This is a genomic window from Amycolatopsis sp. lyj-23 (genome assembly GCF_046549135.1).
In the GTDB taxonomy this organism is placed as follows: domain Bacteria; phylum Actinomycetota; class Actinomycetes; order Mycobacteriales; family Pseudonocardiaceae; genus Amycolatopsis.
The window spans coordinates 62,814-85,104 of record NZ_JAJPWN010000026.1 but is presented as its reverse complement, the minus strand read 5'-3'; the positions used below and the strand labels follow the sequence as shown (position 1 = coordinate 85,104).

The following is a 22,291-nucleotide window of genomic DNA, read 5'->3' as shown; positions in this document are numbered from 1 at the left end:
TTCAGCTCGGGCGGATGCGTACCGCCGGTCGCCGCGCAGGACCCAGGAGGACCCGGGCACGCAGGGCGATCTCGACGCTGAGGCGGTTGTCCGGATCACCGAGAGACTCACCGAACAGGTCGTGGATCTGGTGCAGGCGATAGCGCACGGTCTGCGGATGCACCCGCAGTCTCTTGGCGATCTCGGGAGCGCTGCCCCGAGACTGCAGCCAGACCAGCAGGGTCTCGCTGAGCACACCACGCTGTTTCGGGGTCAGGCCGTCGAACGGCTTGAGGGTATGCGTACACAGCTGGCGAACCAGGAAGTCGTCGGACAGCAGAACCAGCGTGGTCAGGTGAGCAGCACAGCGGACGACCGGCTCGTCCGGCAGCACTCCACGGCCGATCAGCCACTGCGTCCGACGCGCCCACTGCAGTGAACGCCGCGCTTCGAGCAGCCGCACGGTCGGTCCGACCACCGCCCGGCGACCATGCAGCCGCACGGCCAGCTGATCCAGGTGCCGCGCGGGATCGCCGGTGATGAGGAACGGCGCGGCGGAATCGAGGTCGGTTAGCACGTCGGGGTGCAGGTTCGGTTCGGCGAAGTCCCTGCCGACGGTTCCCGGCTCGAGGGCTACGCACGTGACTTCGGCCGGCGGGTCCCACCCGGCCGCGACGGCCTGCGCGGACAACGCCTCCCAGGTTGGTGCCGGTTCGGCGACCATCATGTCGAGCAGCCGCTTTCGGCGCCGCGCGCGCGGACCGGCCACTCGGCCTTGAGCCGCTCGATAGCCCGCGACCGACAGTGCCGAAATTTCCTCCACGAATGCGAAGATCGCGTCCGCGCTGGTACACAGCACGTCTGCGGCAACATCCGCAGCCTGCCCCAGTTCTGAGAGGTAACGCCAAACCGCACGACCACCGACGCGGTAAGCCGTCTGCAGACACTCCACACCACGACCCTCGTCGAACTCGATCTCCCCGATCCGCCGGAACAAGGTAGCCGGTTCCGGCGACGTGGCGGCGGGCTCGCCGATGCTGCGGAGACACGTGGTGACCATGAGCCGAACGCAGCGGGTGACGATCGGGCCGAACGCTTCTTCCACCGAGTCGCGGTATTCAGGCACAGCGTTCTGCACCTCTTGTATGAGGGCGTCACACAGCTTTCCGGATTGCGCAGCGAAGAGCATCGCGAGTTCCCGGGGCAGCGACGCCCACAGCTGACGCGCCGGCAAGCTGCGTTCCGCGCGGGTCATCGCCTTTCCGGTGAAGAGGCGCCGGCCAACATGACCGCACAGTCGCTGGACTCGAACCGCGTGCCGGCCATGGCCGCCGCGGCGGCCACTCGCGTCAGGCCGTGGATCCAGGTCTCGACCTGTTCGGTCGGCGCGGATTTCGGCATCGCGGTCATTCGCAAGGCCACTGGAGGCAGATCTGGCATGGCGGGGACCGGCACCACGATCGATGCGAGGTCGTAGCGTCGGCCGGCGACGAGGTCGGGGCAGAACAGATCAGCGAGGTCGGCGGTCGCCTGCCGCACGTTCCGTTCCTGGCGAGGGAGCCGGTCAGACTGCTCGAATTCGGTCAGCACAGCTTGATGACGCTGCAGCAGCTCCGGCTCGGCAGCCAGCAGCGAGTAGCCACGATCACGCACTACGTCGAGCAGTCTACTGTGGAGGGTGCGACGGTCTCGGCTGTCGTCGGGCGCCCGGTTGAGCCAGGCCTCGATCTCCGTGGGTGTTGCATCCGCCATGAACACGGCGCCGAGTGGCGGGATGATGGGTTGCCGATGTCCGAGCGGAGCGGTCTCGGACGTTTGCCCGCCGTTGGCGGTGAGTACTTGGACCGCGTCGCTGCCGATCTTGACCAGGACGCTGCAGTCGACGGCGAAGGCGATGCTGAGTTCCTCCACCTCGGACCGGATCGTCTGGGCCAGCTGTGCCGCCTGGATCAGCTCCGGATCCGGCGCGGCAATGAACGATCCGGTGGAGAACTTCCCGTACCCGCCTTGGAAGAACAGCAACGGCAAGGTCGACCGGGCAATGCCGAGTTCTTGCACGCGCCCGAGAACGATGTAATGGTCACCTGCCTCGCGCACGTCCTCGAACGTGCACTCGATCCAGGACACCGCGCCGTCGAGGACGGGTGAGCCGAGTGGTCCCGGCCGCCACCGCACGCCGTCGAACTTGGCCGCGCCACCGGTCGCCAGCTGCCGGCACAGCGGTTCCTGATCGGATGCCAGGACGTTAATGCAGAATGTGGCGGCGTCCCTGAACCGTGCGAAGCTCCTTGAGTCCCTGGCGGGAAAGAAGGCGATCAGTGGCGGATCCAGGGAGACCGAGGTGAATGTTCCGACGACCATGCCTTCCGGGTTGCCGTTCTCCGACACCGCGGTGACGACGGCTACCCCGGTCGGGTAGTGCCCGAGCGTCTCGCGAAACAGCGCGGGGTCGATCGTCGCGTTGCCAGCGTCGGACATCGTACGCTCCCGTCCGCAGCTTGCTAACATGTTTCGTCAAAATCTGTGACATGTTAAGCGTACTGACGCGCGTCGTGTCAAGCATCGCCTCACTGTGGCGGGAGGACACTGACCTCGCTGCTCATCACCGAGGGCCACCTGATGATGGCTCGGAGCACCTGCTGGTGAACGTCTTCGATGTAGCGCCGGGCGTGCTCGGCGGCCTTGTCTACGTCACGCTCGTCGAGGATGTGGCGCACCCAGTGGCCGGCCGGCGCTGTCGCGGCGCTCGGTTGATCCGAGGTGAGCAGCAGTGCTCGGATGCGGCTCATGTCACCCATGAGCCGCTGGAAGAAGTTGATCAGATAGGTGTTGCCGGCGGCCTCGGCCAGGATTGCAAAGGTCCGGTTGACCACGTCGATGTCGAGCAGAGCCGACGGTGATCCACCCTGTTCCTCGGTGAGCGCGTCCAGTTCGTCGAACGCCGCCCGTGCCGTGTCGAGCTGGGCTTCACTCGCCTGGCGCAGGCCGAGCCGGATGAGCTCGGGTCCCACTATCCCCCAGACGACGAAGAGATCGTCGATGGACTTCGGCGTCAACGGCGTGACCTGGTAGCCCTTGCGGGGCACGGTGCGGATCAAGCCTTCGTGGTCGAGGCGGGTCAGGGCGTCGCGCAGGGGCGCGGTACTGAAACCCGTGTCGGCCGCCAGCTGCTTCTCCGTAAGCCGCTGACCAGGAGCCAGGCGGCAGGCGATGATGTCGTCCTTTAGCCGGCGGTAGGCGGTCTCGTTCAGCGAGACGCGGGAGTCGGGCACATCGCTCACCAGGTCACCCCGTCGGGTTGTTGCGTGCAGTGGAAGACCACTGGGCCCGTCAGACTACCGGTGTGCGAGTCGAGATTGCGTCTTGACACCCCAGTCCAGCCGAGTTAGACATGGCACAAGCATTCAGTGACATTTCACAGGCGAGATGGAGACCCGCAGCGTGGCTGACACCGAGGACAAGGCAGCGATCATCGAGCTGCTCAACCTGTACGGGTTCGCGCTGGACGCGCACGCCTGGGACCTGTTCGATCTCGTCTTCTCCGAGGACGTGACCGCGGAGTTCGGCCCGGCCGGCAACGCGTGGGTGGGCCTAGAGAACTTCAAGCGGTCCTTCGCGGAGTTCCACGAGACGCTGGACAGCCACCAGCACACGATGATGGGGCAGCTGGTTCACGTCGACGGCGATCGTGCCAACGCGTTCAGCTACGGGAACTGGCTGCTCGTCCGGGAAGCGGCCGAGGACGGTCCCACGTGGACGGGCACCGGGTGGTACGACGACGAGCTCGTCCGCACCGAGGCCGGCTGGCGCATCCGGCGACGCGTCTGCCGGCTGATGTCCTGGACGGGCAACCCGTTCGTGCCCGAGCCGAACGCCGAGCACCGGCCGGACATGAAGCTCAACGTCCTGCGCGAGCACGCCGAAGCCGGCCGGGTCGCCTACCTCAACGCGATCAAGGCGACCCGGTGACGGCGACGGCGCACCACCCCCTGAATGACCGACCCGACACGGAGGCCACGATGCTCGTCACCGACGACCGGCCCGCCACCCTCGCCGCCGTTCTGGAGAAGGTGCGCGAGCTCGGTCCGGCTCTGCGCGCGGCCGCGCTGGACGCGGAACGTGCCGGCCGCCACTCCGACGAGACGATCGCCGCGCTCGACGCCACCGGCGCCTTCGACATCGCCAGTCCCGCGGAGTTCGGCGGTGCCGAGCTCTCGGTCCGGGACCAGCTCGACGTCGTCACCGAGGTGTCGTCGTGGGACGGCTCGGCCGGGTGGACGGTGTGGGTGGGGGCCTCGACGAACTGGATCCCGGCCGGCTCGGGCGCCAAGGTCGTGAAAGAGGTTTACGGCCCCGCGTGGGTCGGGCCACGTGTAGCCGGATCGAGCCACTTCCCAGCAACACGGGGACGCGCGAAGCGAGTCGATGACGGCTGGCTCATCTCCGGCGGCCCCTGGACGTTCGGCAGCGACGCGCTGTGGGCGCCGTACACGAACCTGGGCTGTATGGCCGACGACGGCGACGGCCGCTACCTCGTCGGTGTCCAGGTCCCCCGCGACGAACTGGGGTTCCTCGACGACTGGCAGGTCGCCGGCATGCGCGCCACGGGCAGTGTCTCTGTCACGCTCTCGGCCGACGAGCTGTTCGTCCCCGCCCACCGTGTCGTCGACTTCCGTGACGTCGTGGCCGGCACGCTGGACAACGGCTTGGCCGGATCACTGTGGAAGGCTCCCTCGCTCGGCTGGGCGTTCAGCCTCATGGCCGGCATGTCGATCGGGATCGCCCAGGGCGCACTGGCCCGCTTCCTCGAGCGCTCCGCCGGCCGGCCGATCCGCGGCACGACGTACAAGAACCAGCTCGAGGCGCCGCTGACGCACCTCATGCTCACCGAGGTGCACAGCAAGATCCGGTCGGCGACGCTGATGGCGCAGGCCAACGCCGCCGAGACCGACCGGCTGGGCGAACTCGCCGCCGCCGGTACGCCCGCATCCCCCGAGTACCTGCAGCACTTCAGCGCGCGCGTCCTCGCCGAGACCGCCTACGCCGCCAAGTGGTGCGCCGAGGCGATCGAGCTGCTCCAGCGCAACTCCGGTTCCACCGCAATCATGGACTTCGAACACATCCAGCGGGCCTGGCGCGACGCGCGCGTCGTCACCTTGCACGGCGCCCTGAACCTCGAAGCGCTTTCCGAGAACTACGGGCGCCTCATGGCCGGCATCCAGCCCCACGACTTCGCCGGGATCACTACCCTCAACCGGACCGCCGCACCCAAGGCCGGCTGACCGGCCATGTCGCTCGCCAGAGATACCGGTGTCGTGAACGCGGCAGTCGAAGCATCGGCAGACGGCTCGGTGCGGGCAATCCTGATCGACGCCCCCGCCGCCGAGCCGCGCCTGGGCACGACAGTGCTGCCGCGCCGAACGGACGGCACGACGCTGCTCGCGGTCGCCGCGGCCCCGCTGAACCCGCTGGACCTGCTCATCGCCTCCGGGTCGTTCCACTCAGTCCGCCACGAAGCCCCCTACGTTCCCGGCAGCGAGTGCGTCGGCGTCGTGCTCGAGTCCGACGCCTACGAGCCCGGCTCGTGGGTGTACGCGGAATGCCACGCCGCACCGGCCACGCCGGGGGCGTTCGCCGATCGGGTGCTCGTCGCCGACGCGGACGTGCTCCCGCTCCCCCACGGCATCGACCCGGTCCTGGCCGCCGCGGTCGGCAACGCGGGCACCGCGGCCTACCTGCCGCTGGTGCAGATCGCCGGTGTGCGACGCGGCGAGACGGTACTGGTGCTGGGCGCCACCGGCGCCGTGGGTCAGCTCGCGGTGCAGATCGCCCGGCAGGTGCGCGCAGGGCGGGTGGTCGGCGTCGGCCGGGACCACGCTGCGTTGCAGCGCGTGCTCGATCTTGGCGCGGACGCTGTCGTCGCCCTTCGTCCCGAGGAGAGCCGGGACGAGCTGGCCGCCCGGTTGCACGACGCGGCCGGACCGGTGGATGTCGTCCTGGACGGGATCTACGGGATGCCCTTGGAGGCCGCTCTGCAGGTCTGCGCTCCCCGGGCGCGGCTGGTCAACATCGGCAACCTGGCGGGTCCGACGGCGCAGGTTCCGGCGGGGTCGATGCGCGGCAAGCAGCTGGTCCTGTCCGGTTTTGCCGGCCTGCACATGTCCTTGCGGGACAAGTACCAGGCGCTGACCTGGCTGTGGGCCGAGATTTCGCGCGGAGGCCTGCAGCTGGCGACCCGCGTCTTCTCCCTCGACGAGCTGCCGGCCGCGTGGCGGGAGCAGTCCGGTTCGCCCCACGCCAAGTGCGTCGTCGTCCCCGACGGAGACCTGGCATGACAACGCTCCCCGCTCCCGAGCCCGACTGCCTCGTCGTGGGCGGCGGGCCCGTCGGCCTGCTCACCGCGATCCTGCTGGGTCAAGCGGGCATGCGGGTCGCGGTCGTCGAGCGCTGGCCGCAGCGGTATCCGCTTCCCCGCGCCTGCACGATCGATCACGAAGCCCTGCGCATCCTGCAGGCCGCCGGGATCATGGCCGACCACGCGGATCTCTTCGCACCATCGCAGGGCGCCCGCGGCGGTTACCAGTTCCGCAACGGCGACGGTGAGCTGCTGCGCTCGATCGACTGGAACCGGCCGGCCGAATCCGGGTGGGCCAACACCAACGGATTCCACCAGCCCGACCTCGAAGCGGTCCTCGAAGGAATCGCTGAAGCCACAGCGGGCGTGACCGTGCACCGAGGCTGGACGTTCTCCTCCTTCGCCCAGGACGCCGGGGCCGTCTCAACGCAGCTCGTCTCCACCACAGAGCCCGCAACGACGGCCACCGTCCGCAGCCGATGGCTCGTCGGCGCAGACGGCGCGAACAGCCCGGTGCGCACCCAGCTCGCGGTGGACGTCGGCGACTCGGGCTTCCAGGCCGACTGGCTGGTCGTCGACTACCGGCCGCTGCGCGAAGAGACGTGGGACGCCTTCGTCGTCCAGTACTGCGATCCACGCCAGCCGGCCACCGCGGTCAATAGCGGGCCGGGCCGCCGGCGCTTCGAGTTCATGCGCCGCGACGACATGCCCGTCGACGAGCTGGCGCAGGAGGCCACGGCCTGGCGGCTCATGGCCCCGTGGGGAGTCACCTCCGACAACGCCGTGCTGGAACGGCACGCCGTCTACACCTTCCGGGGCCAGTGGGCGCGGACCTGGCGGGTGGGCAACGCCTTCCTGGCCGGCGACGCCGCGCACCTCATGCCGCCGTTCCTCGGCCAGGGCCTGTGCGCCGGGCTCCGCGACGCCCGCGCGCTGGCCTGGCGCCTGGGCATGGTGCACGCCGGCCTGGCGGACCCGCGTGTGCTGGACACCTACGGCCCGGAACGGGCCGGCCACGTCCGGGAGATCATCGACGAAGCGGTCGCGGCCGGCCGCGTCATCTGCGAGCTGGACCCCACCCGAGCCGCGGCCCGGGACACCGAGCTGAAGCGGCAAGCGGCCACCGCCGTGGAGCCGCCGCACCCCCGGTTGGGCGCGCCGTCGATCACCGTCCCCAGCGGGGACGTCGAGGGGCGGCTGGCGCCCCAGGGACGGGTCGCGGTCGCCGGCCGGACCGGTCTGTTCGACGACGTCGTCGGCGGCGACTGGCAGCTGGTGAGCCGGGCGGGCGATCCAGGAGAGCTGCTCGACGAGGAAGCCGCGTCGTGGTTCCGCAAGATCGGCGGCAGTATCACCGACCTGTCCCCGGCCGGCCCGGTGCGCGACCTCGACGGCGCTTACGAACGCTGGTTCACCCGGCACGGCTGCACCGCATTCCTCGGGCGCCCGGACTTCTACGTCTTCGGCGCCGGCGACCACACCGACATCCCACGCCTCGTCTCACAGCTGCGCCGCGCGCTGCAGCCCCGCCCCGATGAAGGGAAACACCTGCGATGACCATGCGCGTCACCCGGCTCGCCGAGGCCGAACGCTTCGATCCACCCGGCCACACCGGTGTCGGGCCGGTGCGCCTCCAAGGCGGCGCGTCGACCCCGACGAAGGACGTGACCGTCGTGCTGTCGCACTACCTGCCCGGCGGCCAGGCGGAAATGAGCGAGCAGCCGGTCGAGACCGTGTACGTCCTGCTCAGCGGCGAGCTGGTGATGGTCAGCGAGGGCGAGGAAGCCACCCTCCGCCCCTACGACTCCGTCCACTTCACCTCCGGCACCCGCCGCGAGGTGGTCAACCGCAGCAAGCTGCCGGCCAGCATGCTCGTCATCCGCCCGGCCGCCTGATGACCGATCTCGTACCGCACAGCGAACTTCCGGCCGAACACCGCCCCCACGCCGGCGGCTCCTTCGACGCGACCGTCGTCACCTTCGCCGCGATCGGCCTGTTCGACAGCCTCACCGGCGACCAGCGGGCCCGGGTGCTGCTGCCGCACACCGACCCCGGCCGCACCCACTGGAACTTCCTGCCCGAGTCCGGCCGGCACGGCCTCCCCCTCGGCGAGCTGGACCGCCACCAGGAGGTGCTGGCGCACCGGCTCATCGCCGAGTCGATGTCGCTGCCCGCCTACGCACGCGTGGTTCAGGTGATGAGCAACGAACACGTGCTGCGCGAGCTCAACCTCCCGGTCTTCGGCCACGTCGCCGCCACGTTCCGCGACGCCCGCGGCTACTTCCTGACCTTCTTCGGCCAGCCGCAACCCGACACCACCTGGGGCTTCCGGCTGGTCGGGCACCACCTGTCGATCAACGTCACCGTGGTCGACGGCGACCTGGTCAACGCCACGCCGTTCCTGCTGGGCGCCGAGCCGGCGCGCATCGGCCCGTTCCGCATCCTCGGCGAGGAGGAGGACGCCGCCTTCCTGCTGCTCGACGGCCTCACCGCCGGCCAGCGGGCGCAAGCGGTCATCCACGACAAGCCCCCGGCGGACTTCGTCACCCGCACCGTGCCCCACATCGGTGACGTCGAGTACCCGGCCTACCACGGCGTCGGCCGCCGCGACGCGATGATCACCGACGACGACCGCAAGGCACTCGCTTACTTCCGCGCCCACCCCCGCGGCATCCGCGTCGGCGACCTCTCCGCCACCCAGCGGGCCTGCTTCGACGACCTGCTGGCGAAGTTCGTGCACCGCGCCCGCCCCGGACTGGTCAATGCCGAGATGGACCGCATCGCGGCCGCCGGCGGAGTCGACGAGCTGCACTTCGCGTGGGCCGGCGGAACCACCATCGACCAACCGCACTACTTCCGCGTCCAGGGCGGCGCCACCCTCATCGAGTTCGACAACGCCGAGGACAACGCCAACCACGTGCACAGCGTCTGGCGCGACCCCTCCAACGACTTCGCCGCCGACCTGCTCATGCAGCACCACCTCGACACCCCGCACGGCGCCCACCACGAGGAGGCACACCGATGAGGATCGTGGGGATCCGCCGCGACAGCGGAGGAGTCGAAGTCGCGTCCCTGTCCGACGACGGCGCCGAGGCCACCGTCGTGGCCGGGCTGGACGAGTTCTGGACCGACGCCACCGGCTTCCTGTCACAGGTTCCGGACGGACCGGCCGTCGCGCTCGCCGACGTGCAGCAGGTTCCGCCCGTGCTGCCCGGTGCGCGGGTGATCTGCATCGGGCTGAACTACCTCAAGCACGTGGCCGAAGGCAGCTTCCGCGATCAGGACCTGCCGCCCTACCCGTCGCTGTTCGCCCGCTGGACGGCATCGCTCACCGTCGCAGGCGCCCCGATCCCCGTCCCCGCCAACGAAGAGGGCATCGACTGGGAGGGCGAGGTCATGGCCTACGTGGGGTCGACGCTCGTCGACGCCACGCCCGAGCAGGCGCTGGCGGGCGTCGTCGGCTACTCGACGTTCAACGACGTGACGTCGCGGCGGGCCCAGAAGCTCACCAGCCAGTGGATTCTCGGCAAGAACGGCGACAACTCCGGGCCGCTCGGCCCGATGGTCCCGGCCGCCGAGGTCGGCGACCTGCGCGACGGCCTCCGCGTCCGGACGCGGGTCAACGGCGAGCTGGTCCAGGACGGTTCCACCGCCGAAATGGCCTACACGGTCGGCGACACCCTCTCGCTGATCTCGCACACGTTCACGCTCCGGCCCGGAGACCTGCTGGCGACGGGAACACCGGCCGGCGTCGGCTACGCCCGCACACCGCCCTGGCTGCTGCACCCCGGCGATGAAGTCGAAGTCGAAGTCGAGCGGCTCGGCACCCTGCGCAACCCCGTCGTGGCCAACGACCACCGGCATGCCGGGAACGGGCAGTGAGCGCCACGGCCGGACCGCTGTCCGGCGTCCTCGTCGTCGACCTCAGCCGCGCTCTGGCCGGACCGCACGCCACGATGATGCTCGGCGACATGGGCGCCCGGGTCATCAAGGTGGAGGCACCAGGGGTCGGTGACGAATCGCGGCAGTGGGGCCCGCCGTTCGTGGGACCGCCGGACGACCCGGTCTCCACCTATTTCCTGTCGGCGAACCGCAATAAGGAGTCGATCCAGCTCGACCTCAAGTCCGACGCCGGGCGGCGCGATCTCGAGCGGCTCGTCGAGCGGGCCGACGTCCTCGTCGAGAACTTCCGGCCCGGCGCGCTGGAGCGCCTCGGCTTCGGCCTCGACCGCCTCAACGAGCTCAATCCTCGCCTGGTCCTGCTGTCCATCAGCGGGTTCGGCCACGACGGGCCCGAGGGCGGGCGGGCCGGGTACGACCAGATCGCCCAGGGCGAAGCCGGGCTGATGTCCCTGACCGGGCCGGGCCCCGACGAACCCACGAAAGTCGGGGTGCCCATCGGAGACCTGCTCGCCGGGATGTACGGCGCCTTCGGAGTCGTGTCGGCCCTGGCCGAGCGGGCGGAAACCGGCCGGGGCACCGTCGTGCGAACGTCGCTGCGGGCGGCCATCGTCGGCGCCCACGCGTTCCAAGGCACCCGCTGGACCGTGGCCGGTGAGGTGGCCCGCGCGCTGGGCAACCAGCACCCCACCATCGTCCCTTATGGAGCGTTCGCGACCCAGGACGGCACCATCCAGATCGCGGTCGGCAACGACCACCAGTGGCGCGCCGTCGCGCTGACCACCGGGCTCGACCCGACGGATCCCCGCTTCGCGACCGCCCGCGACCGGGTCCTGTACCGCGACGAGCTGACCGCCGCCCTGGAAAACCGGCTGAGCGAGCGCACTTCCGCGGACTGGCTCCGCCGGCTCGCCGAGGCCGGTGTCCCGGCGGGGAAGGTGCGCACCCTGGACGAGGTCTACACCTGGGAGCAGACCCTCAGCCAAGGTCTGGTCATCGACGTCGACCACCCCGTCCTCGGCAGGATCCAGCTGCCGGGACCGCCGCTGCGGATGGCGAGCCTCGACGGCACCGAGGTCGCGCGGACCCACACCGCTCCGCCGGCGCTGGGCCAGCACGACGCGGAGATCCGTGCCTGGCTGGACGCCGGGTGAGGCCGTCAGCCGGGCGGCGCGGTGCCGGCGAGGACCTGCTGGATCGCGGGGCCAACCGTCGCGACGATCTGTTCGGTGTCGGCAGCAGCGATCACGGGCACCCCGATAATCCGCCTGCTGGTGACGATGCCGACCAGCATCGCCGCCGCCAGGCCGGCGCGCAGCATCGCGTCGCCACCGCCGCCGGCGCCGTGCAGCAACCGGGACTGGATGAACTCGCGCAGCTGCACGCGCGCGTTCTCGTTGCCGACCGCGCCCCGCAGCATCGCCATCAGGGGTTCGGACTCCTCGGCGCTGCCCTCCCACGCCCGCAGGTAGGCGCGCACCACGCGTTCGCCGAGGTGCTCGTCCGGCCCCTCGAACGCGGTGTCGAACCGTTCCAGTGCCGACGCGGGGACGGCCATGACAGCGGCGAACAGGTCGTCCTTCGAGCGGAAGAACTGCATCACCTGGGAGGCGTCCACCCCGGCGTCGGCGGCGATGCGGCGGATCGTGGTCTCGGCGAAGCCGTCGCGGGCGAACCGCGCTCTCGCCGCGTCGAGCACGGCTTGCCGGGTACTGCCGGGTCCGGGCTTGCGGCCGCGACGGGCCCTCGTCGCCGGCGCCTCCTCCTGGGCGGTCACCCGGGCGAGTGTAACGGCCACAGCATTTTCTCCACAAGCGTTGAGTTTTTCCCGGGTCGGCCTTACGGTGGAATCAGGCAAGACCGCGGCACCAGGACGTGCCCGAGCGAGAGGAGCCCGTCGTGAGCAATGACCAGAAGGTGTTCGTGCCGTCCCAGCCGCTGCCGCCCGCCCGGACCGGGGTGCTGACGCCGTTCGAGCCGGGCACCCGGATCCTCGAGGCCGGGTTCCGCCTCGCCCCGCCGTTCCGCCCCCTGCCGGTCGACGTCGTCTTCGAGAAGGACGTCGCGGTGCAGCTGCGCGACGGTGTGACCATCCACGTCGACGTGTTCCGCCCGGTCGGCACCGAGCCCGTGCCGGTGCTCGTGGCGTGGAGCCCCTACGGCAAGGGACAGGGTTCTTCGCCGAGCGTCATGGGCGTCTTCGGCATGGTCGGCCTCGACAACGGGATCGTGTCGGGGCTGGAGAAGTTCGAAGGCCCGGACCCCGCGTACTGGTGCGCTCGCGGCTACGCGATCTGCAACCCCGACATCCGCGGCGTCGTCGACTCCGAGGGCGACAGCGTCCTGTGGGACCGCCAGGAGGGCCGGGACTGCTTCGATCTCATCGAGTGGCTGGCGCAGCAGGAATGGTGCACCGGCAAAGTCGGGATGAGCGGCACGTCCTACCTTGCGGTCTCCCAGTGGTTCACCGCCGCCGAGCAGCCGCCGCACCTGGCGGCGATCAACCCGTGGGAGGGCGTCAGCGACGTCTACCGCGACCTGGTGCTGCGCGGCGGGATGCCCGACACCGGGTTCACCCGCCAGCTCCAGGAGGGCAGCTTCTTCGGCAAGAACCGCAAGGAGGACCTCCTCACCGAGGCCGAGCTGCACCCGCTCGCGGACGACTTCTGGGCGCACAAGGTTCCCGACTTCGACCGGATCACCGTGCCCGCCTACGTCGTGGCCAGCTACTCCAACACCCTGCACACCGCCGGCACCTTCCGGGCCTGGCGCCGGATGGCCAGCCCCGAAAAGTGGCTGCGCATCCACAACACCCAGGAATGGCCCGACTACTACGACGAGGCCAACGTCGAGGACCTGCGCCGCTTCTTCGACCACTACCTCAAGGACGTCGACAACGGCTGGGAGCGCACCCCCCGGGTCCGCTACTCCGTCCTCGACCTGCAGGGCGGCGACCAGGTCAACCTCCCCGCGGACACCTTCCCCCCGGCCGACGTCACCGCGACCAGGTACTACCTCGACGGCCGCACCCGCACGCTGACGACCACCGTCCCCGCCGGCGAGTCCGCCGTCTCCTACCCGGTCGCCGCGAACCCGGCCGCGGCGTCCTTCCTCGCGCGCTTCGACGAGGACACCGTGCTCGTCGGCTACCCGAAGGCGCACCTGTGGGTCGAGGCCCGCGACGCCGCCGACATGGACCTGTTCGTCCTCGTGCAGAAGCTCGACGCCCACGGCACACCCCTGCAGGCCTTCACCGTCCCCAACCGCACCGCGGTGGTCCACGACCTCACCGACCACGGCGCGTCGATCCTTCGCTACAAGGGTTCGGACGGACGGCTGCGCGTCTCGGCCCGACACCTGGACGAGAAGCTGTCCACAGAGGACGTTCCGGCGCACAGCTTCGATCGGGTCGAGCTGCTCTCCCCCGGCGAGATCGTCGACGTCGAAGTCGACCTGCTCCCGATCGGGCTGTCCTTCCGGGCGGGCGAGCAGCTGCGCTTCGTCGTCAGCTCCCGCAACCTGCTGGGCACCCTCATGCCCGGCATCCAGGAGTACAGGGGCGCCAACCGCGGAGAGCACGTCATCCACACCGGCGGTGACCACGCCTCCTACCTGCAACTCCCCGTCCAGACCCGCTGACCACGAAGGACCACCATGAGCACCGACACGGCAACCATCGACAACGGCGCGCGGGTCCGGCTGGCGGGCGAACAGGACGACAGCACCATCGCGCGTTTCGAGGTGCGCGCCGCCCAGCGTGCCCTCGCGCTGCTCAAGGGCAAGCTCGGCCGCGAGCGCCTCCTCGACCTCCTCGCCGACGAGATCGCCGCGGGCGAGGCCTACCTGCGCGACCACGTCGCGCGCTCGGCCGGCGAGGAGACGACCGGCACGACGACGTTGCACGCGCAGGGCATCACCGCGGCGCAGTTCACGAGCTGGCTGTCACAGGCGTTCGGGCGGGAGGACGTCCTGCTCGCCGGACACCCGGAGCACTACTCCATCCACGCCGGCGGCGGCCGGGTCAACATCGTCGAAACCCTCGGCGACCACGTGTGCTCGTTCTACATGCGTGAATGGGACGAGGCGTCGACCCCGGCAGCGCCGGCCGGCCGCCGCTCACGCATGGTGCTCGAGGACGGCACCGTTGTCGGTGGCATCACCAACTCGTTCACCGACGTCGAAGGCGGATTCACCGTCGACCTTTCGGTGACGCTCCCGGCCTCGTGCGGCCCGGCGGTGGTCGAGCACCACCTGGAGCACTTCGCGGTGGAATTTCACAACTGGATCCTCCAAGCCGCGTCGGAACCGTCGGCGCCCTCCGCCGGCTGAGCTCCGGCCGCGGGCATCAACGCACACTCTGGACGCCGTTCCGGGCCCAGGCAGCGCACTCGGCGGCGAACGCCAGCTGACGCAGGTGCAGCGCATGGCTGTGGTCGGTACCGCGGGTCACGCTCACGAACGGCGCGGAGATGAACATCGCCGCGAAGCTTCCGACGTTTTCCGGGTTGCCGGCCCACAGCCCGCCGAACTCCGCCAGGGCGCAGTGGGCCGGGACGCGCACGTCCGGCGCCAGGGCGCCCAGCGCTTCGGTCGGGCCGCCCGACGGGATCACCGCACGCAGCCCCGTCGTCGAAACGCCGATGAGGGGGAAGTCCGGCCGGCTTGCCGCGATCATCAAGGCGATCATCCCGCCGATCGAATGACCGACCAGGAACACCTCCCGGCTACCCGCGTCCGCCGTCACGGCGGTGATGGCCGCACTCAGCAGTTCGGCGTGCCGTTCGAAAGTGGCGACCGCCGGGCCGAGTGGGGTGCTGCCGCCGTGACCGGGCCGGTCGAAAGCCACCACTTGGTGCCCGATGGTGGTGGCAACGTCCAAAAAGGACCCATGACGCGAGCCTGCGACGTCACCGTAGCGCGCGGTGTAGGTGCCACCGTACAAGGCGATGATCAAGGGCCGATCGGTCGGCTGTTCGGGCCCGGCGGTCACTGCCGTGAGCGTGGTGCCACCGACATCGTGAGCGAAAACGTCACGTTGCTGGGCCAACATGGGACTCCTGCCAAGAAAAGGGCATCAACGGTGAGATTTACGAAGGGAGCCGGCCTGCGGCAGCGTCCTTCAGCGCCGGGCGCGCATCACTCCTCCGAGCGCACCGGCCACGGCGCCCGCGAGAGCCGTGATGACGACAAGGAGACCGGGAACGCTGCCCAGGTCGATCGTGTCGGTCCAGCCGGTCAGAGCGCGGACGGCGAGGAGCGCCGCTCCGTAGAGCAGGCCGCCGGCGACACCTCGGATCAGTCCCGGTCGCCAGCCGTGGTGCTCGAAGCCCCCGAAGAACCCACCGATGGCCGCGGCGACCTGCACTACCCAGTAAGCCGGGGCCGATGCGCCGAGCAGGAGCCCGGAGACGCCTCCCAGTACGACGGGCGCGAGCACGGTGCCGATGACTTTGCCGAGCATCGACTGGCCCGCGAAGGTGCCCTTCCCGGTCGTCGAGCCTCTTTTGAAAACCATGCGTGTACTTTTGCACGGCGGCGCAACCAAGGGAAGCGCCTTCGACGGAGGGGTCCGTTATCCTGCGCCTGTGAGCAACCCGGGAAGCAGCGAGGATCTGCCGGCCACGTTGACCCTGATGCCGAACCGGCTCGACCTGCCCCGTGGACGGGCCGCCCTGCCGGGGTCCGAGGTCGCCGCGTCGCAGCGGGGCCGGATCTTGCAGGCGGTGACCGAAGAGGTCGCTGCGCGCGGTTACCCGGCGACTTCCGTCCAGCACGTCATCGGCCGGGCCCGGGTGTCACGGTCCGCGTTCTACGCCTCGTTCACCGACAAACAGGACGCCTTCGCCCAAGCCCACCTCCAAGCCAGCCGGCAACTCCTCGACCTCATACACAACCGAGTCGCCGAGATCGCCGACGCAGCCTGGCGAGAACGGCTTCGAGCGGGGGTGCATGCCTACCTCGACGGTTTCGTGAACGCACCGGCGTACGCGGTCAGCTTCATGGTCGAACTGCGCGCCGCCGGCCCCCTGCTCCTCGACCAACGCGATCAAGTCCTGGAACAGCATGCGCGGAACTTCGCCCGGCTCGCCGAGAATGCCGCCGCCGAAGACCCGGCGGTCCACCGCCCGTCGGACCTGGAGCTCATCGGGGCGATCGGGGCCGCCGACGAACTCGCGACTCGGGTCATCCGGGCCACTCCTGCCGGACAGGCACCCGACCTCGATCCCCTCCTCGCCCCGATCGTCACCATCCACGAGGCGGTGCTCACCGGACCTCGATGACCCGCTTGCTTCAAAAGTACCGTGCGCGTACTTTTGACGTGACGTCGGATCAAGGAGGCCGCGAAGTGGGCGGTAGCGCACGAGTGATCATCGTCGGCAGCGGATTCGCCGGGATCGGACTGGCCCACCAGCTCAAGCGGGCCGGGATTCACGACTTGCTGATCCTCGAGCGCAACGACGATGTGGGTGGCGTCTGGAAGTCCACCACGTATCCCGGCTGCACCTGCGACGTGCCGTCCCATCTCTATTCGTTCTCGTTCGCCCCCAATCCCGAGTGGACGAGCACCTACTCCCCGCAGGCCGAAATTCGCGCCTATCTCAAGTCCTGCACCGAGAGGTTCGGGTTGGGCGGCCACCTGCGTTTGGGGGTGGAAATGCGCGACGCGGCATGGGACGAGAGCACCCAGCGGTGGCGGGTCAACACCAGCGACGGAGAGTACGACGCGCAGGTGCTGGTGTCCGCGGTGGGTCCACTGACAGAGCCGGTGTTCCCCGAAGTCCCCGGCATCGAGACGTTCCAGGGGAAGCTGATTCACTCGGCCCGCTGGGACCACGCCTACGACCTGAGCGGCAAAGTGGTCGCCTCGATCGGCAGCGGCGCCTCCGCGGTCCAATACGTCCCCGAGATCGCCGACCACGTCGGTCGGTTGTTCGTTCTGCAGCGCACCGCTCCGTGGATCATGCCCCACCCGAAACGCGCCATCAGCGACCGTGAACGGGCGCTCTACCGGCGGCTGCCGCTGGCGCAGAAAGCGGTCCGGGCCGGCGTCTACACCGCCAAGGAAGCCCTCGTCCTGGGCTTCGTCAAACGACCCGCGCTCATGAACCGGCTGGCGACAGTCGCCAAAGCACACCTGGCCCACCAGATCCACGACCCCGAGCTGCGTAGCCGGCTCACCCCCGACTACACACTCGGCTGCAAGCGGCTGGTGCCGTCCAACCGTTGGTATCCGGCGCTCCAGAAGCCCAACGTCGAGCTGGTCAGCTCGGCGCTGGCCGAAGTGCGACCGCACTCCGTCGTCGACCGCGACGGCGTCGAGCGGAAGGTCGACGCCATCATCTTCGGCACCGGCTACCACGTCACCGACCTCCCCGTCGCCACGCAGCTGCGCGGCCGCGACGGCAGCACGCTCGCCGAGCACTGGGCGAGCTCGCCGCGTGCCTACCTCGGCACGGCCGTCCCGGGCTTCCCGAACCTGTTCCTGATGCTCGGACCCAATACCGGTCTCGGGCACAGCTCGATGGTCTACATGATCGAGGCGCAAGCCATCCACATCCGCAACCAGCTGACCGCGATGGATCGGACAGGCGCCACCACCATCGAAGTCGACCAGCGGGCGCACGACAGCTACAACCGCGAACTCGACCGAAAGATGTCCACTACCGTGTGGCAGGTCGGTGGCTGCCGCAGCTTCTACCTCGACGCCACCGGCCGCAACGCGACCCTGTGGCCGGATTGGACGTGGCGCTTCCGGCGCTTGGCCGCGCGACGCACCTCGACCGCGTACCACCTGTCCGCCGCGGGCTCTCGGCCACACATCGCCGAGTCCGCACGATGAGGGCAGTCGTCTGTCACCACCACGAGCTGACCGTAGCCGAGTTGCCCGACCCGGTTCCCGGTCAGGAACAACTCGTTCTGGAAGTTCAGCGCTGCGGCATCTGCGGCTCCGATCTGCACTCCCGCCTCCACGCCGACGATCTCGCCGACGTCCTGGCCGAGATCGGCTATCCCGACTACATGCGCGTCGACGATGCGGTCGTGCTCGGCCACGAGATCTACGGCGTGGTCGCCGAGCACGGACCGGGCACCCGCCGCAAGCTCGCGGTCGGGACGCCGGTGGTGACACTTCCGCTCGTCCGCCACGGCGGAGAAGTCCACGCCGTGGGCCTGTCGGCCAAGGCACCGGGCGGATACGCCGAGCGAGTCGTGGTCCAGGAGGCGCTCACCTTGGCCGTACCCAACGGCCTCGCTCCCGACCTGGCCGCACTCACCGAACCCATGGCGGTCGCCTGGCACGCGGTCAACCGCGGTCGGCCGCGGCGCGGCGACGTCGCTGTCGTCCTCGGCTGCGGCCCGGTCGGGCTCGCGGTGATCAGCGTTCTCAAGTCCCGCGGCATCCGGACGATCGTCGCCAGCGACCTGTCACCGCTGCGCCGCCAGCTCGCCGTCAAGTGCGGCGCAGACCTGGTGGTCGATCCCCGGGAAGCCTCTCCGTTCGACAACGGCGACCGGCGGCACTTCACCACCATGCAGGGCCCGATCACGGCCGCCATGGACGCGGTCGACGGGCTCAGCCGGCTACCGGTCCCCTGGTGGCACACATGGCGCCTGCTCGACAAAGCCGGCATAACCGCACCCAAGGCCCCCGTCGTGTTCGAATGCGTCGGCGTGCCGGGAATGCTGGAACGGGTGCTCGCCGACACGCCGCTGCACTCCAAGGTAGTGGTCGTCGGCGTCTGCATGGGCACCGACCAATGGCGCCCCGCCATGGCGATCAACAAGGAAATCGACCTCCGTTTCGTGGTCGGCTACACACCCCTGGAGTTCCGCGACACCCTCCACGCCTTGGCCGAAGGCCACCTTGACGCATCGCCGCTGTTGACCGGACGCGTCGGGCTCGCCGGCGTATCCGCGGCCTTCGCCGAACTCGCCGATCCCCAGGGACACGCCAAAGTCCTTATCGACCCCCGACTCCCGGGACAAGCCATCTCCGCACCCGAGTGACGGGTGAACTCCGCTCACGGGATGACCACAGCACTCCCTCACGCATCGAAACGGAAGTACACCGTGCGGTGGTAGTCGCCGGCGCCGGCGTTCGGGCGGCTCTCCGGGCCCAGCGCCGCAACGCCGTGGAACTTGTTGCCGACCGGGGCGATACCGTCGAGCAACGAGACGTTGCCGGCCGGGTAGGTGACCACGGCGTTCTGCGGGTCCGGGCCCACCGCCGGGGTGAACAGCCGCAGGAACAGGCCCTCCTCCGCGGCGACCACCGTCACCGCGCCCTCGGTGGTGTCCAGCACCGCCCAGCAGGTCCGCGCGTGGTAACCCTTGAACTCCGGGTAGGCGAACCCGCTCGCCCCGGTCGCGGTGTTGTTGTACGGCTTGCTCCAGACGTCGGGCTGCACACCGCGCAGCCGGTTTTTGTAGACGCGGTACGGCCCGTCGCCGAGCCACGTCAGTCCCCGGACGCGTCCCTCGGGGTAATCGAAGTTCACGCCGAGGTGGTCGTGGTCGCCGGTGGCGTGGTAGCGGTACTCCAGCCGCAGCCAGCCGTTCGCGTCCAAGCGCCAGCGCACCGACGTCAGGTCGCCGCTGTAGTCGCACTGCACGACCCAGCCCGTGCCGTCCCGGAAGTGGCTGATCGCGGTGAGCGTCGCCGCTCCGCCGGCCGGGGCGGGGCCGTTGGCCAGCGACACCGGTGTACTGCCGCGGCGCACGCCGGTGAGCCGTCCGTCGGCCTTGCCGATGGTGACGCGTGTGGCGCCGGCGACGAGCACCACTTCGGTGGCGGTCTCGGTAGCGGTGACGCCGCCCGTGGTCGCCGGCTTGACCAGGCGCGCGGCGAAGTCCGTTGCCTTGTGGATGCGCCACGTCCAGCCCACAACGTCCCGTCCGGCCGGGTCGGTGACGCTCAGCCGCAGTGCGTCGGCGGCGGTCCAGTCGGCGGGCAGGCCGAGCGTCACCGCGCCGGTGGCTCCCGGGGCGACGTCCGGCGCGCCGGCCTGCCCCTGCGACAGGACCTGGTGACCGGTTCCGGCGCCGGGTGCGGGGAAGGCCAGCAGCTGCCAGGTGAACCGGCACGCCCGCAGGTTGGTGAAGTCGTACCGGTTGACCAGTTTCACGGTCTTGTCGAACGACGCCGGAAAGACCGAGTCGTAGTAGGCCGGGCTGGCCAGCTGGACCGGCGCCCAGATGTCCTTGATCGTGAAGAAGCTGCCCTCCTTCTCCCGGTACGGGCCGAGGATCCCGTCGGGAGCGCGGCTGCCGTTGGTGTCGAGGGCCCCGCCACGGTCGTCGCGCGCGACGCTTTCGTCGACGAGCGCCCAGATGAAGCCACCCGCCGAGCGCTGCGACCCGCCCATCAGCTTCCAGTAGTCGTTCAGCCCGGCTCCGGCGCCGCCGTCGTAGAGCCCGTGCAGGAACTCGGTCGGCATGAAGATCGTGCTGCCGGCGACCTTGCTCGCGGTGCTGCCGTAGGTCTGGTAGTGGCTCGTGTCGACGCCGCTGAACGTCGTCCACGGGTGCAGGACCGCCCGCCGCTGCGGGTCGTACTGCCCGAAGTCGTCGTCCAGCGCGGTGTTCCAGCCGCCCTCGTTGCCGTTGTCCCAGAACAGGATCGACGGGTGGTTGACGTCGCGCTCCACCAGGGCCTTGACCAGCGGGGCGCCGACACCTTCGTCGTAGCGGTGCTGCCAGCCGGTCAGCTCGTCCAGGACGTAGAGTCCGAGTTCGTCGCAGAGATCGAGGAAGTACGCGTCCGGCGGGTAGTGCGACATCCGGACGGCATTCATGTTCATGTCCTTCATCAGCTCGATGTCGAGCCGCGCGAGCCGTGGGCTCGACGCGCGGCCGAGCGTCGGCCAGAAGGTGTGCCGGTTCGCTCCTTTGAGGACGATCCGCCTCCCGTTGACGTAGACGCCGTCGCCGGTCCTGACTTCGATCGTGCGGAAGCCGAAGCGTTCGACGGTGCTGTGCCACGACACGCCACCGGAGCTCGCCAGCGTCAGCTCGACTTGGTGGAGGTTCGGCGTCTCGGCCGTCCACAACGAGGGCTGGGCCGCGGTGGTGGTCACGGTCGCGCTGGTCGCCCCACTCGCCACGGCGACCGAGAAGGCCCCGCCGACCGCCGTGCCATCGAGGCGGCGTAGCTGCGCGGTCAGCCGGGCCGCCGCGGTCACGCCCGCGAGCGTGACCCGGGCGGCGAATGTCCCGTCGGCGCGGGCGTCGATCGCGACGCGGTCGATGCGGGCGGCCGGGTACGCCACCAGCGAGACCGGCCGGAAGATCCCGCCGAAGTTCCAGAAGTCGCCGCGGCGCTCGGCGTCGTTGACGGAGTTGTCGGCCGATTCCTTGCTGACGGTCACCTCTAGCAGGTTCGCCTCGCCGAGGCGCAGCAGGGCGGTGACGTCGTAGCGGAAGCGGTAGAAGCCGCCCTGGTGCACCGGCCCGGCCGAGACGCCGTTGACCCGGACGTCGGCGTCGGTCATGGCGGCCTCGAACACCAAAAAGGTCCGGCGGCCGGCCCAGGACGCCGGTGGTGTGAACGAGTGCCGGTAGTTGCCCTTCTCCGCCGGAACGAGGTCTCCGCCGTAGTGGTAGCTGCCGAACCCGTGGCACTCCCAGTTCGACGGCGTCGGGATGGTGGCCCACTCCCCCGCGCGCCTGCCGGCCGTGACCTGGAAGTCCCAGTCGACGGTGTGATCGGCGTCGGCCCCGGTCAGGAGCAGCGTTTCGGTCTCCGGGCCGGCAGGCGCTGCAGCAACCTCCCCTGCCGATACGGCACCGGGGGCGGGCAACGCCGCGGTGGCAACGCCCACCGTGCCGATCGTCAGCGCTTTGCGACGGTTGAACTCCACCGGGCCTCCAGAGACGGGAGGTGACGAACGCCGAACAAGGAGGAAGACGCTCGATGCTCAGATCTCATATATGACGCAACATACAACAAAACTTCGCTGGCAAGCAGACAAGGTGCCGGACAAGTCCCAACGCCCAGTCGCCTGCTTCGCCGGACGAAGCTCAAAAGTACCAGTGTTGTATCTTGAGCGATCCTCGATC

20 protein-coding genes are annotated in these 22,291 nt (G+C 69.8%); 13 read left to right on the top strand and 7 right to left on the bottom strand.

Features of this window, described 5'->3' with window-relative positions; translation table 11 throughout:
- Position 1: 1 nt before the first annotated feature.
- From ACLJPY_RS45840 to ACLJPY_RS45830, 3 genes are all read right to left on the bottom strand, one after another.
- The gene (locus ACLJPY_RS45840) at positions 2 to 1,234 is read right to left on the bottom strand and encodes a PucR family transcriptional regulator (RefSeq protein ID WP_410597278.1); all 1,233 of its coding nucleotides are present in this window, start codon (positions 1,232 to 1,234) and stop codon (positions 2 to 4) included.
- Positions 1,231 to 2,457 (bottom strand): flavin reductase, encoded by a 1,227-nt coding sequence (locus tag ACLJPY_RS45835; protein WP_410597277.1) that lies wholly within the window; start codon positions 2,455 to 2,457, stop codon positions 1,231 to 1,233. The genes ACLJPY_RS45840 and ACLJPY_RS45835 overlap by 4 nt, the downstream gene beginning before the upstream one ends.
- Before the next feature lie 89 nt (positions 2,458 to 2,546).
- Positions 2,547 to 3,260, bottom strand: coding sequence for a GntR family transcriptional regulator (locus ACLJPY_RS45830; RefSeq protein ID WP_410597276.1), 714 nt, complete (start codon positions 3,258 to 3,260; stop codon positions 2,547 to 2,549).
- A 160-nt stretch (positions 3,261 to 3,420) separates the two neighbouring features.
- Here ACLJPY_RS45830 and ACLJPY_RS45825 point away from each other — a divergent pair, with 160 nt between their 5' ends.
- Genes ACLJPY_RS45825 through ACLJPY_RS45790 form a run of 8 tightly spaced genes read left to right on the top strand, consistent with a single transcriptional unit; the run spans position 3,421 to position 11,388 of the window.
- A complete protein-coding gene (locus ACLJPY_RS45825; RefSeq protein WP_410597275.1) occupies positions 3,421 to 3,948 on the top strand; it encodes a nuclear transport factor 2 family protein in 528 nt (175 codons plus the stop codon).
- 50 nt (positions 3,949 to 3,998) lie between these two features.
- Positions 3,999 to 5,261 carry an acyl-CoA dehydrogenase family protein gene (locus ACLJPY_RS45820; protein ID WP_410597274.1) on the top strand — a complete coding sequence of 421 codons (1,263 nt, stop codon included), beginning with the start codon at positions 3,999 to 4,001 and terminating at the stop codon, positions 5,259 to 5,261.
- Between the two features lie 33 nt (positions 5,262 to 5,294).
- A complete protein-coding gene (locus ACLJPY_RS45815; protein WP_410597273.1) occupies positions 5,295 to 6,314 on the top strand; it encodes a quinone oxidoreductase family protein in 1,020 nt (339 codons plus the stop codon).
- Positions 6,311 to 7,891 carry a bifunctional 3-(3-hydroxy-phenyl)propionate/3-hydroxycinnamic acid hydroxylase gene (locus tag ACLJPY_RS45810; RefSeq protein ID WP_410597272.1) on the top strand — a complete coding sequence of 527 codons (1,581 nt, stop codon included), beginning with the start codon at positions 6,311 to 6,313 and terminating at the stop codon, positions 7,889 to 7,891. Before ACLJPY_RS45815 ends, ACLJPY_RS45810 begins: the two co-directional genes overlap by 4 nt.
- Positions 7,888 to 8,229 carry a cupin domain-containing protein gene (locus tag ACLJPY_RS45805; RefSeq protein ID WP_410597271.1) on the top strand — a complete coding sequence of 114 codons (342 nt, stop codon included), beginning with the start codon at positions 7,888 to 7,890 and terminating at the stop codon, positions 8,227 to 8,229. Before ACLJPY_RS45810 ends, ACLJPY_RS45805 begins: the two co-directional genes overlap by 4 nt.
- Positions 8,229 to 9,359: a DUF3500 domain-containing protein gene (locus ACLJPY_RS45800; RefSeq protein WP_410597270.1), complete on the top strand. Its 1,131-nt coding sequence runs from the start codon at positions 8,229 to 8,231 to the stop codon at positions 9,357 to 9,359. Before ACLJPY_RS45805 ends, ACLJPY_RS45800 begins: the two co-directional genes overlap by 1 nt.
- Positions 9,356 to 10,216: a fumarylacetoacetate hydrolase family protein gene (locus tag ACLJPY_RS45795; protein WP_410597269.1), complete on the top strand. Its 861-nt coding sequence runs from the start codon at positions 9,356 to 9,358 to the stop codon at positions 10,214 to 10,216. The genes ACLJPY_RS45800 and ACLJPY_RS45795 overlap by 4 nt, the downstream gene beginning before the upstream one ends.
- Positions 10,213 to 11,388 (top strand): CaiB/BaiF CoA transferase family protein, encoded by a 1,176-nt coding sequence (locus tag ACLJPY_RS45790; RefSeq protein WP_410597268.1) that lies wholly within the window; start codon positions 10,213 to 10,215, stop codon positions 11,386 to 11,388. Before ACLJPY_RS45795 ends, ACLJPY_RS45790 begins: the two co-directional genes overlap by 4 nt.
- A gap of 5 nt (positions 11,389 to 11,393) precedes the next feature.
- Here the strand turns inward: ACLJPY_RS45790 and ACLJPY_RS45785 are convergent, their stop codons facing one another.
- On the bottom strand, positions 11,394 to 12,011 hold the full coding sequence (locus ACLJPY_RS45785; RefSeq protein WP_410597267.1) for a TetR family transcriptional regulator: 618 nt from the start codon (positions 12,009 to 12,011) through the stop codon (positions 11,394 to 11,396).
- Between the two features lie 122 nt (positions 12,012 to 12,133).
- On the opposite strand from ACLJPY_RS45785, the gene ACLJPY_RS45780 reads away from it, so the two are divergent.
- Both ACLJPY_RS45780 and ACLJPY_RS45775 read left to right on the top strand, forming a co-directional pair.
- Positions 12,134 to 13,873, top strand: coding sequence for a CocE/NonD family hydrolase (locus tag ACLJPY_RS45780; RefSeq protein ID WP_410597266.1), 1,740 nt, complete (start codon positions 12,134 to 12,136; stop codon positions 13,871 to 13,873).
- A 15-nt stretch (positions 13,874 to 13,888) separates the two neighbouring features.
- Complete coding sequence (locus ACLJPY_RS45775) at positions 13,889 to 14,563, top strand: hypothetical protein (protein ID WP_410597265.1); 675 nt, start codon at positions 13,889 to 13,891, stop codon at positions 14,561 to 14,563.
- A gap of 16 nt (positions 14,564 to 14,579) precedes the next feature.
- On the opposite strand, the gene ACLJPY_RS45770 is transcribed toward ACLJPY_RS45775, so the two are convergent.
- On the bottom strand, positions 14,580 to 15,284 hold the full coding sequence (locus ACLJPY_RS45770) for an alpha/beta hydrolase (protein ID WP_410597264.1): 705 nt from the start codon (positions 15,282 to 15,284) through the stop codon (positions 14,580 to 14,582).
- A 69-nt stretch (positions 15,285 to 15,353) separates the two neighbouring features.
- Positions 15,354 to 15,749, bottom strand: a complete 396-nt coding sequence (locus tag ACLJPY_RS45765) for a hypothetical protein (RefSeq protein ID WP_410597263.1) — start codon at positions 15,747 to 15,749, stop codon at positions 15,354 to 15,356.
- On the opposite strand from ACLJPY_RS45765, the gene ACLJPY_RS45760 reads away from it, so the two are divergent.
- Genes ACLJPY_RS45760 through ACLJPY_RS45750 form a run of 3 tightly spaced genes read left to right on the top strand, consistent with a single transcriptional unit; the run spans position 15,748 to position 19,240 of the window.
- Positions 15,748 to 16,515, top strand: coding sequence for a TetR/AcrR family transcriptional regulator (locus tag ACLJPY_RS45760; protein ID WP_410597318.1), 768 nt, complete (start codon positions 15,748 to 15,750; stop codon positions 16,513 to 16,515). The genes ACLJPY_RS45765 and ACLJPY_RS45760 overlap by 2 nt on opposite strands.
- Positions 16,512 to 18,074: a flavin-containing monooxygenase gene (locus ACLJPY_RS45755; protein WP_410597262.1), complete on the top strand. Its 1,563-nt coding sequence runs from the start codon at positions 16,512 to 16,514 to the stop codon at positions 18,072 to 18,074. Before ACLJPY_RS45760 ends, ACLJPY_RS45755 begins: the two co-directional genes overlap by 4 nt.
- Positions 18,071 to 19,240 (top strand): zinc-binding dehydrogenase, encoded by a 1,170-nt coding sequence (locus ACLJPY_RS45750; protein ID WP_410597261.1) that lies wholly within the window; start codon positions 18,071 to 18,073, stop codon positions 19,238 to 19,240. Before ACLJPY_RS45755 ends, ACLJPY_RS45750 begins: the two co-directional genes overlap by 4 nt.
- Positions 19,241 to 19,278: 38 nt before the next feature.
- Here the strand turns inward: ACLJPY_RS45750 and ACLJPY_RS45745 are convergent, their stop codons facing one another.
- On the bottom strand, positions 19,279 to 22,092 hold the full coding sequence (locus tag ACLJPY_RS45745; RefSeq protein WP_410597260.1) for a glycoside hydrolase family 2 TIM barrel-domain containing protein: 2,814 nt from the start codon (positions 22,090 to 22,092) through the stop codon (positions 19,279 to 19,281).
- Between the last annotated feature and the right edge of the window lie 199 nt (positions 22,093 to 22,291).